15 protein-coding genes are annotated in these 15,938 nt (G+C 67.3%); 5 read left to right on the top strand and 10 right to left on the bottom strand.

What is annotated here, in order from left to right; all coding sequences use genetic code 11:
• Positions 1 to 8 precede the first annotated feature (8 nt).
• The 7 genes from rodA to BM397_RS13810 all read right to left on the bottom strand — a co-directional run bounded on the left by rodA (position 9) and on the right by BM397_RS13810 (position 7,242).
• Positions 9 to 1,148 carry a rod shape-determining protein RodA gene (gene rodA, locus BM397_RS13840; protein ID WP_092425213.1) on the bottom strand — a complete coding sequence of 380 codons (1,140 nt, stop codon included), beginning with the start codon at positions 1,146 to 1,148 and terminating at the stop codon, positions 9 to 11.
• Positions 1,145 to 3,064: a penicillin-binding protein 2 gene (mrdA, locus tag BM397_RS13835; RefSeq protein ID WP_092425216.1), complete on the bottom strand. Its 1,920-nt coding sequence runs from the start codon at positions 3,062 to 3,064 to the stop codon at positions 1,145 to 1,147. Before mrdA ends, rodA begins: the two co-directional genes overlap by 4 nt.
• Positions 3,065 to 3,074: 10 nt before the next feature.
• The gene (locus tag BM397_RS13830; protein ID WP_092425218.1) at positions 3,075 to 3,617 is read right to left on the bottom strand and encodes a rod shape-determining protein MreD; all 543 of its coding nucleotides are present in this window, start codon (positions 3,615 to 3,617) and stop codon (positions 3,075 to 3,077) included.
• Entirely contained in the window at positions 3,610 to 4,569 is a 960-nt protein-coding gene (gene mreC, locus BM397_RS13825) for a rod shape-determining protein MreC (protein ID WP_092425220.1), read from the bottom strand. The genes BM397_RS13830 and mreC overlap by 8 nt, the downstream gene beginning before the upstream one ends.
• A gap of 118 nt (positions 4,570 to 4,687) precedes the next feature.
• Complete coding sequence (locus tag BM397_RS13820) at positions 4,688 to 5,734, bottom strand: rod shape-determining protein (RefSeq protein WP_092425222.1); 1,047 nt, start codon at positions 5,732 to 5,734, stop codon at positions 4,688 to 4,690.
• Between the two features lie 333 nt (positions 5,735 to 6,067).
• Positions 6,068 to 6,517 (bottom strand): YtoQ family protein, encoded by a 450-nt coding sequence (locus tag BM397_RS13815; protein ID WP_092425225.1) that lies wholly within the window; start codon positions 6,515 to 6,517, stop codon positions 6,068 to 6,070.
• 83 nt (positions 6,518 to 6,600) lie between these two features.
• Positions 6,601 to 7,242, bottom strand: coding sequence for a hypothetical protein (locus BM397_RS13810; RefSeq protein ID WP_092425228.1), 642 nt, complete (start codon positions 7,240 to 7,242; stop codon positions 6,601 to 6,603).
• A 757-nt stretch (positions 7,243 to 7,999) separates the two neighbouring features.
• Between BM397_RS13810 and mscL the strand changes: the two genes are divergently transcribed.
• Complete coding sequence (gene mscL, locus BM397_RS13805; RefSeq protein WP_092425231.1) at positions 8,000 to 8,422, top strand: large conductance mechanosensitive channel protein MscL; 423 nt, start codon at positions 8,000 to 8,002, stop codon at positions 8,420 to 8,422.
• Positions 8,423 to 8,536: 114 nt separating this feature from the next.
• Positions 8,537 to 9,424 (top strand): cation diffusion facilitator family transporter, encoded by an 888-nt coding sequence (locus BM397_RS13800; protein ID WP_092425234.1) that lies wholly within the window; start codon positions 8,537 to 8,539, stop codon positions 9,422 to 9,424.
• Between the two features lie 156 nt (positions 9,425 to 9,580).
• On the opposite strand, the gene ald is transcribed toward BM397_RS13800, so the two are convergent.
• Positions 9,581 to 10,699 (bottom strand): alanine dehydrogenase, encoded by a 1,119-nt coding sequence (gene ald, locus BM397_RS13795; protein WP_092425236.1) that lies wholly within the window; start codon positions 10,697 to 10,699, stop codon positions 9,581 to 9,583.
• Positions 10,700 to 10,849: 150 nt separating this feature from the next.
• Here ald and BM397_RS13790 point away from each other — a divergent pair, with 150 nt between their 5' ends.
• From BM397_RS13790 to BM397_RS13780, 3 genes are all read left to right on the top strand, one after another.
• A complete protein-coding gene (locus BM397_RS13790) occupies positions 10,850 to 11,308 on the top strand; it encodes an Lrp/AsnC family transcriptional regulator (RefSeq protein WP_092425238.1) in 459 nt (152 codons plus the stop codon).
• An 81-nt stretch (positions 11,309 to 11,389) separates the two neighbouring features.
• Positions 11,390 to 12,967 (top strand): GMC family oxidoreductase, encoded by a 1,578-nt coding sequence (locus tag BM397_RS13785; RefSeq protein ID WP_092425240.1) that lies wholly within the window; start codon positions 11,390 to 11,392, stop codon positions 12,965 to 12,967.
• Positions 12,968 to 13,050: 83 nt separating this feature from the next.
• Positions 13,051 to 13,377, top strand: coding sequence for an EF-hand domain-containing protein (locus tag BM397_RS13780; RefSeq protein ID WP_092425242.1), 327 nt, complete (start codon positions 13,051 to 13,053; stop codon positions 13,375 to 13,377).
• Between the two features lie 204 nt (positions 13,378 to 13,581).
• On the opposite strand, the gene ccoS is transcribed toward BM397_RS13780, so the two are convergent.
• Together ccoS and BM397_RS13770 are read right to left on the bottom strand one after the other, a co-directional pair.
• On the bottom strand, positions 13,582 to 13,743 hold the full coding sequence (gene ccoS, locus BM397_RS13775) for a cbb3-type cytochrome oxidase assembly protein CcoS (RefSeq protein ID WP_092425244.1): 162 nt from the start codon (positions 13,741 to 13,743) through the stop codon (positions 13,582 to 13,584).
• Entirely contained in the window at positions 13,740 to 15,935 is a 2,196-nt protein-coding gene (locus tag BM397_RS13770) for a heavy metal translocating P-type ATPase (RefSeq protein ID WP_092425246.1), read from the bottom strand. The genes ccoS and BM397_RS13770 overlap by 4 nt, the downstream gene beginning before the upstream one ends.
• Between the last annotated feature and the right edge of the window lie 3 nt (positions 15,936 to 15,938).

The raw sequence follows: 15,938 nt of genomic DNA, 5'->3' as shown, positions 1-15,938 counted from the left end.
TGTGAAGTCTAGCGTGGCCTGTGGATATGCGCACTCTGCACGAGGCCGAAGGCGATCATCAACACCAGCATCGCCGAGCCACCGTAGCTGACCATCGGCAGCGGCACGCCGACCACCGGGGCGAGGCCCATGACCATCGACATGTTGACCGCGAAGTAGAGGAAGAAGGTCAGCCCGATGCCCAGCGTCAGCAGCGAGGAGAAGCGGTCGCGGTTGCGCAGCGCGGCAAAGATGCAGAACAGCAGGATCAGCACGTAGAGCACCAGCAGCGACATGCCCCCGACGAACCCGAACTCCTCCGCGAGCGTGTTGAAGATGAAGTCCGTGTGCTTCTCGGGCAGGAAGTTCAGCCGCGACTGGGTGCCCTGCATGAAGCCGCGCCCGGTCCAGCCGCCGGAGCCCATGGCGATCTTGGCCTGGGTGATGTGATAGCCCGCGCCGAGCGGATCGGTGGAAGGATCGAGGAAGGTGTCGATGCGCCGGAACTGGTAGTCCTTCAGCAGCTGCCAGTCGGTGCCGCGCGACTCGAAGACGGTGAAGATCGTCCCGACCCCGGCGGCGATCACCACGGCGAAATAGGCCCAGTGGACCCCGGCAAGGAACATGATCAGCCCGCCACCGATCATGAGCAGCAGCGCCGTGCCTAGGTCGGGCTGGATCAGCGTCAGCCCGGTGGGCAGCATGATCAGGACAATCGGCATCAGCACCCAAAGCGGCCGCGAGGTCTTCTTCAGCGGCAGCCAGTCATAGTAGGCGGCCAGCACCATCACCAGCGAGATCTTCATCAGCTCCGAGGGCTGCAGGCGCATGAAGCCGACGTCGATCCAGCGTTGCGCGCCCATGCCGACCGTGCCGAAGAGCTCCACCGCCACCAGCAGGCCGAGCGAGCCGAGGTAGGCCAGCACCGACAGGTTGCGCCACAGCCAGATCGGCACCATGGCGGTGATGAACATCGCCGCGAGCCCGAGGCCGAAGCGTTTCATCTGCGGCTCGGCCCAGGTGTCGAGCCGTCCGCCGGCCACCGAGTAGAGCATCAGGAAGCCGACGCAGGCCACGGCGGTCAGCAGGATCACCAGCGGCCAGTTGATGTAGAGCACCTTGCGCCAGCCGGTGGGCGTGGTCTTGACCGTATACTCGAGATAGCTCACGCGCGCCCCCGGGCCTGTTCCGCGCGCTCGAGACGCTCGCGGGTGAGCCGTTCCTGCAGCTCCTTGATCTTCTCGTGGTCCGACGAGGGGTAGGCGTCGAGCGGCGGCGTGCCGCCGTACAACGCCTGCAGCGCGACGTCCCGCATGATGGGCGCGCCTGCGGAAGAGCCGCCGCCGCCGTGCTCGACGACCACCGAGACCGCGACACGCGGCGCGTTCACCGGCCCGTAGCCCACGAAGAGCGCATGGTCGCGCTCGATCCAGGGCACGTCCTCGTTGCTGACCACGCGGTTGCGCACCTGTGCCGTGCCCGACTTGCCTGCGAGCTCGTAGCCTTCGGCAACCGAGCGCGAGCGGTAGCCGGTGCCGCGCGCGGTGTTCATCACCGACGACATGCCCTTGCGCACCCAGCGCAGGTGGTTTGGGTTGATGTCCAGATCCTGGCCGCCGACGATCTCCGGCTCGACGCCGTCGATGGTCTTGACCAGCCGCGGGTGAACCTCGCGGCCGGTGGCGATGCGGGCGGTCATGATCGCCAGCTGCAGCGGCGAGGTCAGCACGAAGCCCTGTCCGATCGAGGCGTTCACCGTGTCGCCGATCAGCCAGCCCTTGCCGCGCTCGCGCTGCTTCCAGTCCTTGTCAGGCATGATGCCCGAGGTGATCGCCGACATCGGCACATCCGGCGCGATGCCGAGCCCAAGCCGCCGGCCGACATCCGCGATGCGGTCGATGCCCACCTTCATGGCGACGTCGTAGAAGAAGACGTCGCAGCTCTGCTGCAGCGCCTGTTCGAGCGTCAGATGGCCATGGCCCGCGCGCTTCCAACAGTGGAAGCGGCGCGAGCCGACCTCCAGGTGACCGGGACACCAGACGGTGTCGTCGGGCGAGAGCACGCCGGCCTCGAGCGCCGCCAGCGCGGTGACCATCTTGAAGGTCGAGCCGGGCGGGTAGGCATCCTGCACGGTCTTCGACGCGAGCGGACGGTGATCGTTTTCGCGCAGGATCGCATAGTCGGGCACCGAGATGCCGCGCACGAACTTGTTGGGGTCGAAGGACGGGGCCGATGCGATGGCCAGAAGATCGCCCTTCTCCACGTCCATGACGACGCAGGAGGCGGACTCATGTCCAAGCCGTGCCTGGACGTAGTCCTGCAGATCCGCATCGATGGTCAGCTGGATATCGGCACCATTGTCGCCCTCGCGCCGATCGAGCTCGCGCATCACCCGGCCCACGGCGTTGACCTCGACCCGCTTGGCCCCGGCCTTGCCGCGCAGCTGCTCCTCGTATTTGGCCTCCACCCCGACCTTGCCGATCTGGAAGCGCGGGATGCGCAGCACCGGCTCCGGGTCCTCGTAGCGTTCGAGATCGCGCTCCGAGACCGGGCCGACATAGCCCACCACATGCGCGAAGTTGCCGTGGTCGGGATAGAAGCGCGACAGGCCGACCTCTGGCGTCACGCCGGGCAGGGCGGGGGCGTTGACCGCGACGCGGCTGATCGACTCCCAGCTCACCCGGTCGGCGATGGTGATCGGCAGGAAGGGAGCGGAGCGGCGCATCTCGGCCAGCGCGCGGTTGAGCTCGTCCTCGTCCAGCTCGACCAGTGCCGAGAGCTTGGCGATGACCTCCTCCACGTCCCCGGCATCCTCGCGCACGAGAGTGATGCGGTAGGTCGGGGTGTTCTCGGCGATCACATGGCCCTTGCGGTCGAAGATGCGGCCACGGCTCGGCGGGATCAGTCGCATGTTGATGCGGTTTTCCTCCGCCAGGAGACGGAATTCGTCGGCCTGATCGACCTGCATGTGATGCATCCGCAGGCCCAGCATTCCGGCAAAGCCCAGCTGCGCGCCGCCCAGCAGCAGGGCGCGGCGCGAGATGCGGCGCCAGCTGTCGGAGCTTTCCTTCGGGGTACGTCTCACATCGGCCTCCTCACATCGGCCTTCCGGCATGGTCGAAGTCGCCCGGCGCCATCCGCCGCACGCCGAACAGCCCCTGCGAGAGGATGACGACCAGAGGATAGCAGATCACTGTCGTGGCGTATCGCATGAGCGCAAGGAAAGAGGTTCCTTCGGGCACGATCAAGAGCCCCAGCACCAGCCGGTACAGGATCGTGATCACCGCCAGCACCACGGCGATGGTGATCCACTCCATCAGGAAGGTCGACTCGCGCCGTGGGCGGTCGCGGTTCTTCAGCGACTCGGTGGCCATGAGCACCAGCACCGCCCAGAGACCGGGGGGGCGCTGGAACAGCAGGTCAGCCAGCAGCATCACCCCGGCGACCAGCAGCGCGGGCACGTAGTCGGGCCGGCGCAACGCCCAGGCAAAGCACATTGCGGTCAGCACGTCGGGTCCGGCGTAGGCGGCCGGCACCAGGTCGAGCGGCAGCAGGTGGTAGAAGATCAGCCCGAAGGTCAGCGCCACGAAGGTGGCGCGCATCAGCCAGACCTTGGTCGGGCGGCTGCTCTCAGCCATTTCCCGCCTCCGAGGCGTTGCCGGTGTCCGCATCGCTCAGCGGCGGCACCGTGGGGTCGGTCTCGGCCTCGGGCTGCGGTGCTTCGGGGGGTGTCTCCGGCAGAATCAGCCCGGAGGGGGTGCTGACCCGCCGCGCACCGTGGTCGCGCAGCACGCGCAGGAATTCGAGCCGCTCGTAATCGGCGGCGAGGCGCACCCGCAGGCGTCCGCCTGGGTCCTGCGCCACCTGGCCGATCAGCAGGCCCGGCGGGAACACCTCGCCGTCGCCCGAGGTGACGATGCGGTCGCCGGGCTTCACCAGGTCGGGGTTCTCGAGGAAATCGATCGGCGGGTTCGCCGAGTTGTCGCCGACCACCATTGCTCGCTGGCCCGAAGGCTGGATGGTGGCGGGAATGCGGCTGGTGGCATCGGTCAGCAGGATGACCCGGGCCGTGTTGTTGCCCACCCCCGAGATGCGCCCGACGAGGCCGATGCCGTCCATCGTGGCCCAGCCGTCGACGATGCCGTCGCGGCTGCCAACGTTGATCAGCACCGACTGACGGAAGGGCGAGCCGCTGTCGGCCAGCACCACGCCGGTGATATAGGTCAGCCGCGGATCGAGCTGGACGTTGTTGAGATCGCGCAGCTTGGCGTTTTCCTGTTCCAGCTGCAGCGCGGCCTCTTTCCAGGCAGTCATGCGGCGCAGCTCGCGGCGCAGCTCCTGGTTCTGTTCGTGGATGCGCTGGTAGGACTGGAAGTCGCGCAGGATCGTCACCGCGCCGGTCACCGGGGCCATGGCCCAGTCGAAGCCGGGCATCAGCGTGTCGATCACCTGGGCGCGAAACCGTTCAACCCGTGGGCTGTCGATCCGCCACAGGATGAAGAGCCCGGTCAGGCACAGGATCAGCACCGCCAGAAGCAGGCGCTTCAGCGGGGCCGAGTAATCTTCGCTGTTCGTGCCGTGTTTCGCCATCGGGTCTCTGCGTGTGGCCTCCGAGGCGCGCGCGCCTCACGGGGTGTGCAGGGCGGGGGCGTGGATTGCCACGCTCCCGCCCCGGACTATGCCGCAGCCGGAATGATCCCGAAAGGGATCAGCTGTCGTAATCGATCGCGTGCTGCAGCTGCTTTTCGTACTCCAGCGCCTTGCCGGTGCCGAGTGCCACGCAGTTGAGGCTTTCCTCGGCGATCGACACGGCCAGGCCGGTCTGTTCGCGCAGCGCCAGGTCGAGATCGCCCAGCAGCGCGCCGCCGCCCGTCAGCATGACGCCGCGGTCGACGATGTCCGCGGCCAGATCCGGCGGGGTCGCCTCGAGCGCGGACATCACCGCCTCGCAGATCGCCTGCACCGGCTCGGCCAGCGCCTCGGCCACCTGGGCCTGCGAAATCTCGGTTTCCTTCGGCACGCCGTTCAGCAGGTCGCGACCGCGGATCTGCATCGAGCTGCCGCGCCCGTCGTCGGGCATGCGTGCGGTGCCGATGGAGGTCTTGATGCGCTCGGCGGTGGCATCGCCCACCAGCAGGTTTTGCTGGCGGCGCAGGTAGTTGACGATGGCCTCGTCCATGCGGTCACCGCCGACGCGGATCGAGCGCGCGTAAACGATGTCACCCAGCGAGAGCACGGCCACCTCGGTGGTGCCGCCGCCGATGTCGACGACCATGTTGCCGGTCGGATCGGTGATCGGCATGCCTGCGCCGATGGCCGCGGCGATCGGCTCGGCGATGAGGCCGGCCTTGCGCGCGCCGGCGCTCAGCACCGACTGGCGGATCGCCCGCTTTTCCACCGGTGTTGCGCCATGCGGCACGCAGACGATGATCTTCGGCTTCGAGAAGGTCGACCGCTTGTGCACCTTGCGGATGAAATGCTTGATCATCTCTTCCGCGGTATCGAAGTCCGCGATGACGCCTTCGCGCATCGGCCGGATGGCTTCGATGGAGCCGGGGGTGCGCCCCAGCATGAGCTTTGCATCCTCGCCGACGGCCAGCACCTTCTTGACGCCGTCCTTGACGTGATAGGCCACAACCGACGGTTCGGACAGAATGATTCCGCGACCTTTCACGTAGACCAGCGTGTTCGCCGTGCCGAGGTCGATGGCCATGTCCGCCGAGAAGGCGCCCATGAGTCTGTCCAGTCCAAACATTAAGTGTCCCGCCCCAGAAATACGCGTTTTGGCCCTCGACTCCCCGTGAGCGAAGGCTCGGGTCTTATAGGGTCCTACGGCGCGGCAAAAAAGCCCCCACCCAGCGCAAATGCGCGTGAAATCGCGTGTGGAGTCTTGATGTCGCAGATGTGAGCAGATGGCGGGCCGCGACTCGCAGGTGAACCGCGGGGCGCATCCCTCGGCATTTGCAGGCGAAAGGGGCGCGCGGGGGTCGCCCGTCCCTTGCCTTGTTTCGCGCGGTAAGGCGAGCCGCTTCGTGGCGTCAACCTGCTGGGGTCAAAGCCTAATATTCAGGCAGGCTGTTCGGGCAGCCTATTCGGGCAAAGCCCCGGTCAGCACGTAGCGCAGGGTGGCGACCACCTCCTCGGGCTCGCGGGTCACCGCCAGCGCCGCGGCATCGACCTCCTTGAGCGCATGATCGTGTTCGGGGCGCTGCAGGATGATCAACGACTTGCCGAGCGCGGCGGCATATCCGGCGTCGAAGGCGGCGTTCCACTGCTTGTACTGCTCGCCGAAACGCACCACGACCACATCCGCATCGGCGATCGCCTTGCGGGTGCGGATGGCGTTCATCTTCGCGCCCTTGTTGTCGTGCCAGAACTTGCTGTCCTCGGCGCCGAGGATCGCGACGCCGCAATCGTCGCTGGCCGCATGGTCGGTGACCGGCGCGCTGAAAGTCACGTCCAGCCCCTGCGCGCCCTCGATGATGCGCTCGCGCCAGTCGGTGTGAATCTCTCCCGAGAGATAGACGTTCAGTCCCATGCGGTGTCCCTTCCGTGTCCTTGTTTGCCGGGCAACCTATGCACTGACGGACGCGAGACAACCGCAAAGGAGGCTGGTCGGGCTCAGAATTCGTGTCGGTAGGAGACGCCCAGCTTCTGTTCGTCGCCGAAATCATTGTCGATATAGGACCCGAAGAGCGCCACGGTGTCGGCCTCGGTCAGGTGGTAGGAGAGGCCGCCGCCCAGCGAGATGCCGGTGAAGTCATCCGAGCCGCGCGTGTAGATGCCGCCGGTCATGAAAGTGAGTTTCTCGTTGAAGGGGCGGATCGCGAACATGCCGAGATAGCCGCTGTTGTTGCTGACCTCGACGTCGAAGGTCTCGTGCAACTCTAGGCTTGTCACGGAAACCGTGCCCTCGCTGTAGGTGTAGCCGAAGGGGGTGAAGAGCTGCCATTTGCCGGTCTTCAGGCCCATGGCGGTCAGCGGGACGAAGCCGCCGAGCGAGTAGCGGGTCTGTTCCGAGCCGTTGTCGAACTCGTTCTTGCCGGCCGAGAAGGTCAGGATGCCGAAGGAAAAGAGATAGGAGGCCCCCAGCGACCATTGCCCGCTTTCCGAGATGCGCGCGTTGACCTTTGTCACCGGACCGAAAGCCAGCGAGCCGGAGACCGAGAATTCGTCGGAGTAGGAAACCCCCGCCTTGGTGGCGATCTTGGTGGGGTCTTCTGCGGCCTTTTCCTGCTGCGCGGCCAGCGGCCCGGCGGCCATCAGGGCTGACAGGGCACCGAAGGCACAGCGCCGTAAGGTGCGCGCCGCTGCGGGTGAAGCCGTGGCTGAGACAGCGGAAGAAGGTTTGGAAACGGATCTGGTCACGAGAGCGCCCCTAGCGAAATACCTGCGGGAATCGATCGGTCCGGGTGCCTGAGTGGTGCATGTCCGGAGTAATGCCTGCACCCATACTAAGGCGGGAAAGATAAACGACAAGCACCAGTTAGAGTGGAGCGGAACTCTGCCCGCGGGGTGTCGCCAGAGAGGTGCGTCGGTCTTTCGGCGCGCCCTTGATGGTCGAAGATCGCTGGGATCGCGCTGCGTTGCGCCCTCTGGTCGGATCGTCGCGTTGTCGGGACTCATGTAAGTTCCCGGTCATCGCCGCGTGCCGGAGCTTGCTCAGTCTCCCGCCGACCATTGTCCTGGTTCCAGTGATCGCCCGCTCGGGCGTCACGCAGTCCGCGCAGAACCCCACGACGAAGGCCGCTCAGGCAGCGGGTGCCTGTTTCGCCCGGGACCCCGGCGGGGGGCGAGGGCAACAACTTCAGAAGTCTGCATCGCATGATGGTGGAACAGGGGGGCATGCGCCGACCAACTTGCGGGCGGGCTCGCGAAAAGTGAGCGCCAGGCGCACTTTATCGGGTTCCACGGCGAAGGAACGCCCGGTTTTCCGTGGCGTCACCGGGCCAAACGTGCCACCTCTGAGCTCGGAAACGGCCGGGCAGCCCGGCAGCGTGGGGCATAGGAAGCAGAATACATGATTCAGGAATTCAAGGACTTCATCGCCAAGGGCAACGTCATGGACATGGCGGTTGGCATCATCATCGGCGCCGCCTTCACCGCCATCGTGAAATCGCTCGTGGGTGACATCTTCAACCCGATCATCGCGCTGTTCACCGGCGGCATCGATTTCTCGGGCTGGTTCTACGCGCTCGACGGCGGCGATTATGCCTCGCTCGCGGCGGCGCAGGAGGCCGGCGCGCCGGTCTTCGCCATCGGCAGCTTCCTCATGGCGGTGATCAACTTCTTCATCATCGCCTTCGTGGTCTTCATGCTGGTCAAGACCGTCAACCGCATCAAGTCGGCGGCGGAAAAGCCCGACGAGGTGGCTCCCGAGGTCAAGACCGGCCCGTCCGAACTCGATATCCTGATCGAGATTCGTGACGCGCTGAAGAAGTGAGCTGAGTTGCGCATTCTGCAGCCCCGCCATGCGTGCCCGGAGTCCGATGCGGGTTCCGGGTTGCGGGGGTCGGGCGAGTTCTCTAAATCGCCCGGACCCCTCCGGAGACCCAGCATGACACGCAGCGTGAAAATCGCCATCGGCAGCGTATTCATCGGCATTCTCGTGCTTGCGATCAAGACCCTTGCCTGGTGGCTGACCGGCTCGGTGGCGCTGATGTCGGACGCGCTGGAGAGCATCGTCAACGTCGCCACGGCGCTGGCGGCGCTGCTGGCGATTCACATTGCCGCGCAGCCGGCGGATGCCGATCACCCCTTCGGACATCACAAGGCCGAGTATTTCAGCGCCGTGCTCGAGGGCGTGCTGATCGTCGTCGCGGCGGTGCTGATCCTGCGCGAGGCCTGGGGGGCCTGGCTGCAGCCGGAGCCGATCCAGCAGGTCGGCATGGGTCTGATCATCAACCTCTCGGCCGGCGTCCTCAACGCGGTCTGGTGCTTCGTTCTCCTGCGCGAGGGGCGCAAGCTGAACTCGCCGGCGCTGGTCGCCGATGGCAAGCACCTGCTGACAGACGTGTTTTCCTCGGCTGGCGTCGCCATCGGTGTCGGCGCGGCGGCGCTGACCGGCTGGCTCTGGCTCGACGCGGCCCTGGCTGCGCTGGTGGCGGTGAACATCCTTTGGTCGGGCTGGCAGGTGATCCGCGGCTCGGTCGGCGGGCTGATGGACGCGGCGGTGCCCGAGGAGGATCTCTCGGAGATGCGCGCGATCATCTCGGCCAACGCCGAGGGCGCGGTCGAGGCGCATGACCTGCGGTCGCGCCGCGCCGGACAGGCGGTGTTCCTGGAGTTCCACCTCGTGGTGCCGGGCGATATGACCGTGGATTGCGCGCATGAGATCTGCGACCGCATCGAGCACGCGCTGCAAGACGCGATCGCCGGCTGCCGGGTGACCATCCACGTCGAGCCGGAGCACAAGGCAAAACACTCGGGAATCGTGGTGCTCTGATCCCGGGGCGGCAGGGGGCGCTGCCCCCAGCTGCCTGCGGCAGCTTCCCCCGGCGTATTTTCAAAGAGAAGAAGGGGCGGGCGCTATTGGCGGCCCGCCCCACTTATTGTCGCTTTGGCTCTTGGTGCCCCGGCTCTTGTCGGGGTGTGGCGCCGGTCAGGCGGCCAGAGCCTTTTCGATGCTTTCCAGCGGCAGGTTCAGCGCGCGGGCGACGGCGGCATTGGTGATCTGCCCGTCGTGCACGTTGAGCCCGGCCTGCAGGTGAGGGTCCTCGGCGCAGGCAACGCGCCAGCCCTTGCCGGCCAGCGCCAGCAGGAAGGGCAGGGTGGCATTGCCGAGCGCCAGCGTCGAGCTGCGCGGCACCGCGCCGGGCATGTTGGCGACGCAATAGTGCTGGATGCCGTCGACGGTGTAGACCGGGTCTTGGTGGGTGGTGGCCTTCGAGGTCTCGAAGCAGCCGCCCTGATCGATCGCCACGTCCACCAGCACCGCGCCGGGCTTCATGGTCCCGAGCTGCGCGCGGCTCACCAGTTTCGGTGCGGCGGCGCCGGGGATCAGCACCGCGCCGATCACCATGTCTGCCTCGGCCAGAAGCTCGGCCACCGCACCCTCGGTCGAGTAGCGGTTCTTGAACAGGCTGCCGAAGGTCTCGTCGAGCTGGCGCAGGCGCGGCAGCGAGCGGTCGAGCACGGTGACATCCGCGCCCATGCCCGCGGCGATGCGCGCCGCATGGGTGCCGACGACGCCGCCGCCGAGCACCACCACATTGGCCGGGCCGACGCCGGGCACGCCGCCCATCAGCACGCCGCGGCCGCCATTGGCCTTCTGCAGTGACCAGGCGCCCATCTGCGGCGCGAGACGGCCCGCCACCTCGGACATCGGCGCCAGCAGCGGCAGCCCGCCGCGCGCGTCGGTCACCGTCTCGTAGGCGATGCAGGTTGCGCCGGACTCGATCAGGTCCTGCGTCTGCTCGGGATCGGGGGCAAGGTGCAGATAGGTGAACAGAAGCTGACCGCGCGAGAGCTGCTTGCGCTCGACTGCCTGCGGCTCCTTCACCTTGACGATCATCTCGGCCTCGGCCCAAATCTCCTCGGCGGTGGCGGCGATGCGGGCCCCCGCGGCGGTGTAATCCTCGTCGGAGAAGCCGGCACCGAGACCCGCGCCCTGCTGCACGATCACCTCGTGGCCATGGCTGGCCGCCTCGCGCGCCGCATTGGGGGTGATGCCGACGCGGTATTCCTGCGGTTTGATCTCTGTCGGGCAACCGATTTTCATGATAGCTCCTCCTCCTGGCCCCTTCGGGCATCTTTTGATGACACCAGATTGCGCCTGCCCGCGTGCAATTTCCTTGCTGAAGTGTCCCGTCCAAAGCGCTATTGGGGGGAGAATCTTCGACCAAATCCCCGAGTTTTCGAAAGACTGCGCATGCAACTCGACGATACCGACCGGCGCATCCTGCGCGCGCTGCAGAAGCAGGGCCGCATGTCCAACGCGGAGCTGTCGGAAAAGGTGAACCTCTCGGCCTCCGCCTGCCACCGGCGGGTGCAGCGGCTGGAAGCGGAGGGCTACGTGAAGGATTACGTGGCCCTGCTCAACGCGCGCAAGCTGGGCCTGGCGAGCACGGTCTTCGTCGAGATTCGCCTCAGCGCCCAGGCCGACGAGGTTCTGGACGCCTTCGAGAAGGCCGTGGCGCGGGTGCCGGCGGTGCTGGAATGCCACCTGATGGCGGGCACGGCGGATTACATCCTCAAGGTGGTGGCCGAGGACACCGAGGATTTCGCCCGCATCCACCGCCAGTACCTCACCCGCCTGCCGGGCGTGGCGCAGATGCAGTCGAGCTTCGCCCTGCGCACCGTGTTCAAGACCACCGCCCTGCCGCTCTGAGCGGCCTGCGCCGCCATGACGCCTTGCGGGTCTGCCGCGCCCTGACTTACCTTCGGGAAGAGTGAGGAGCCGGGAGGGAAAATGGCGTTCGATCATGTGATTGTCGGCGCGGGCAGCGCCGGATGCGTGCTGGCCAAGCGGCTGGCCGAAGCTGGACGCCGGGTGCTGTTGCTCGAGGCAGGCGGGCGCGACACTTACCACTGGATCCACATTCCGATGGGGTATCTCTACTGCATCGGCAACCCGCGCACTGACTGGTGTTACCGGACTGCCGAGGAAAAGGGGCTGAACGGGCGGTCGCTGCTCTACCCGCGCGGCAAGGTTCTGGGCGGCTGTTCGTCGATCAACGGCATGCTCTACCTGCGCGGCCAGGCGGCGGATTACGACGGCTGGCGGCAGATGGGGCTCACCGGCTGGGGCTGGGACGACGTGCTGCCCTTGTTCAAGAAATCCGAGGATTACGTCGACGGAGCTTCAGAGGCGCATGGCGCGGGCGGTGAATGGCGGGTGGAGAACCAGCGCTTGCACTGGGAGATACTCGATGACTGGATGAAGGCCGCCGAGGCCGAGGGCATCCCGCGGGTGGATGACTTCAACACCGGCGACAACGAGGGCGTCAGCTACTTCCGGGTGAACCAGCGCAACGGCTGGCGGATGAACACCGCCAAGGCCTTCCTGCGGACCACCCGCAGCGACCGGCTGAAGGTGGAAACGCAAGCCCATGTCACCCGCCTGCTCATCGAGGGGCGGCGGGTGGTCGGCGTCGAATACGAGCAGGGCGGCCAGCGCCACCAGGTGCGGCCCGAGGGCGAGGTGATCCTCTCGGCGGGGGCGGTGAACTCGCCGCATCTGTTGCAACTGTCGGGCGTGGGCCCGGCCGAGCACCTGCGGCAGCACGGCATCGACGTGGCGCTGGATGCGCCCGAGGTGGGCGGCAACCTGCAGGACCACCTGCAGCTGCGCTGCGCCTGGCGGCTGACCGGGGCCAAGACGCTGAACACGCTGGCCAGCACGCTCTTCGGCAAGGGCAAGATCGGCCTCGACTATGTGCTGCGCCGGCGCGGGCCGATGTCCATGGCGCCCTCGCAGCTCGGCGCCTTCTCGCGCTCGCGCGAGGGGCTGGCGACGGCGGACCTCGAATACCACGTGCAGCCGCTCTCGCTGGAGGCCTTCGGCCAACCGCTGCACAATTTCCCGGCGATGACCGCCAGCGTCTGCAATCTGCGCCCCGAGAGCCGGGGCACGGTGCGGCTGGCCTCGGGCGACAGTCGCGCCGCGCCGGTGATCGCGCCCAATTACCTCTCGACCGAGGGCGACCGGCGGGTCGCCGCCGATGCGATCCGGCAGGTGCGGCGGATCATGGGGCAGGCCCCGATGGCCCGCTACGCCCCCGAGGAGCTGAAGCCCGGCCTGCAATTCGAGACGGAACACGAACTGCACCGCGCCGCCGGGGAGGTGGGCACAACGATCTTTCACCCCGTGGGCACCGTGCGCATGGGCGCCGAGGAAAGCGCGCCGCTCGATCCGCAGCTGCGCTTCCGGGGGCTCGACGGGCTGCGCGTGGTCGATGCCAGCGTGATGCCGCGGATCACTTCGGGCAACACCAATGCGCCGACCATCATGATCGCGGAGAAGGCGGCGGAGATGATCCTGCAATGAAGCTCTGCTGGTGCGGCGGAACCGTGCTATGCTCGGGCGTGTTTCACACTCAAGACTTTGCCCGAAGCATTTGGAGACAGCCGATGAACGCCTTGACGCCGATCGCCGCCACGATCCTTTCGCTGAGTTTCGCCGCCCCGGCGCTGGCCGGAGACTTCACCGTCTACGAGGGGGCCCCCGCGGACCGCGAGGTAGACGACAGCCGCTACTTTTCGCGGCTCGATCTGAACAGGGACGGCGTTCTGACGTGGTCGGAGCTCGTTGCCGCCTTCGGGGATGGGGCTTTCGACGCGATCATGGCCTTCGATGCCAATGCCGACCGGATGATCACCCGGACCGAGATGCGCGCCTACACCGACCTCGGCACCGGCAAGCCCGCGGGGCTGCTGCACGAGAGCGTGCGCGGCTGACTTAGGTCGAAGAGGGGGCGCTGCCCCCCTCGCGGCTCACCCCCGGGATATTGTCGTCCAAGCGAAGACGAAGACTGGCTACGCGAAGTCAGGTCTAGGGAAGTCAGGTCTAGGGAAGTCAGGTCTAGGATAGCGCGGCCTTTACTTTGTCTGGATCAAAATATCCCCGCCGGAGGCAGGCCCGCAGGGCCTTCCGGCGGTGGCTCAGTCCTGCTTGGGCTTGTCGTCGTACTGGCCGGAGAGGATGCGATGGGCGTCGCCCTCGGGGTCGTCGTATTGTCGGCTCTTGACCGTAAAGACGAAGAAGCCGAGGCCCAGTCCGCCAAGGATCAGCGAAATCGGGATGAGATAGGCGAGGATGTTCATCGGGAGCCCTTCAGGCGCAGCGCGTTCAGCGAGACGGTGATCGAGGAGGCCGACATGGCCAGCGCCGCGATCAATGGCGAGCACAGTCCGGCGACGGCCAGCGGCACGGCGATCACGTTGTACCAAGTGGCGATGGCGAAGTTCTGTCGGATGCGTTTTGTCGCCTTGCCAGCCACCGCCAGCGCGTCGGGGATCGGCGCGAGGGATCGGCCCAGAAGCACGATGTCCGATGCGGTGCGTGCCGCATCCAGCGCCGAGGCCGGGGAGATCGAGACATGGGCGCCGGCCAGCGCCGCCGTGTCATTGAGCCCGTCGCCGACCATCAGGACGTGTCTGCCTTCGTCCGAGAGAGATTTGATCTGCGCCGCCTTGTCCTGCGGCAACGCCTCGGCGACCCATTGCGGGATCTGCAGCCGCGAGGCCAGCGCCTCGACCGCACCCAGGCTGTCGCCGGAGATCAGGATCACCTTCTTGCCCATTTCTATGAGCGCCTCGACCGTCTCTTCTGCGCCGTCGCGCAGGCTGTCCTCGAAACGGAAGGGCTGCGCGGGCCCCTCGCCGACGCGCAGCCAGGCGGAGGTGGTTGCGCTCTGACCGCCGCCAACCCAGGCGGCCCGACCAAGCCGCACCTGCTGGCCGCGCCAGAGCGCCTCGGTGCCGTGGCCGGGCACCTCGGTGACGCCGGTGACCTCGGCGGGGGTGATGCCAGCGGCGCGCAGGGCGGCGGTCAGCGAGACCGAAAGCGGGTGGGAGGAGCCTTCGGCGAGGGCGAGGGCGATCTCCAGATCGTGGCGGGTGAAATCGTCGCGATTGGTCAGCGTCGGGGTGCCCGCGGTCAGCGTCCCGGTCTTGTCGAAGACCACCGTGTCCACTTCCGCCAGCCGCTCCAGCGCGGTGCCGTCCTTGATCAGCAGGCCGTGCTTGAAGAGCCGCCCCGAGGCGGCGGTGGTCACCGCGGGCACCGCAAGGCCGAGCGCACAGGGGCAGGTGATGATCAGCACCGCGGCGGCGATATTGAGCGCGACGCGGAAATCGCCCGACCAGAGCAGCCACCCGAGGAAGGCCAGCGCGGCAAGGATATGCACGCCCGGCGCATAGAGCTTCGCGGCCTTGTCGGCGAGCGGTGTGTAGTTCTCGCGGCCCGATTCAGCCACCGCGACGAGGTCGGCCATGCGGTGCAGCGAGGTGTCGCGGCCCACCGCCGTGGCGCGGATCACCAGCGGGCCGGTGAGATTCACCTCGCCGGCGCTCACCGTCTGGCCGGGGGCGGCGTAGACCGGAAGTGTCTCGCCGGTCAGCAGCGAGCGGTCGAGCTCGGACTGGCCTTCGCAGATCTCGCCGTCGACGGGCATCCGGCCGCCGGGGCGCACGCGGATCAGGTCGCCGACGTGGAGCTCCGAGGCGGGTACCTGCTCCTCACCCGTTTCGGTCAGCCGCCAGGCACGGGGCACCTCCAGCGCCGAGAGTTCCTCGGCGGCGGAGCGCGCGATGGCCCGGGTGCGGTGGTCGAGGTAGCGCCCGGTGAGCAGGAAGAAGGTCAGCGCGATGGCGGCGTCGAAATAGGCGTGTTCGCCCGAGAGCATCGTCTCCCAGAGCGAGGTGACGATGGCCAGCAGGATCGCCAGCGAAATCGGCACGTCCATGTTGAGATGCCCGGCGCGCAGCGCGGTGAGCGCGTTGCGGAAGAAGGGCTGGGCCGAGAAGGCGATAGTGGGCAGCACGATGGCCGCCGAGACCCAGTGGAAGAGATCGCGGGTTGGACCCTCGGCGCCTGACCAGACGGCGATCGACAGCAGCATGACGTTCATCGCGGCGAAGCCGGCGACGGCGAGGCGCATCAAGAGGTCGCGCCCGGCCTTGTCGGTGGCGGTGGCCGCCAGCGTGCCGGCGTCGAGCTCATGCGCCTCGTAACCCGCCGCTTCGACCACGGGGATCAGTGCCTCGGCGGTGATCTCCGGCGCGGCCTCGATGCGCACGCGTTTCTGGCTGAGGTTGACGCGGGCGCTGCGCACGCCGGGTACCTTTTCGAGCGCGGTTTCGACCGCGGTCATGCAGGCGGCGCAATGGATGGTCGGCAGCGAGAGCGCCAGCCGTGCCTCCTGCGGCTGCGCGCGCTCCGCCAGCGCCTCGGCGGCGGGGGCGGCGACGCAGGCGGGGCAGGCAGAGGCCGGCGGGCGCAGTGTGGCGGTCATCAC

It is taken from the genome of Alloyangia pacifica, assembly GCF_900116195.1.
GTDB lineage: Bacteria > Pseudomonadota > Alphaproteobacteria > Rhodobacterales > Rhodobacteraceae > Salipiger > Salipiger pacificus.
The sequence above is the reverse complement of the archived record's forward strand: the minus strand, read 5'-3'. Positions and strand labels throughout refer to the sequence as shown.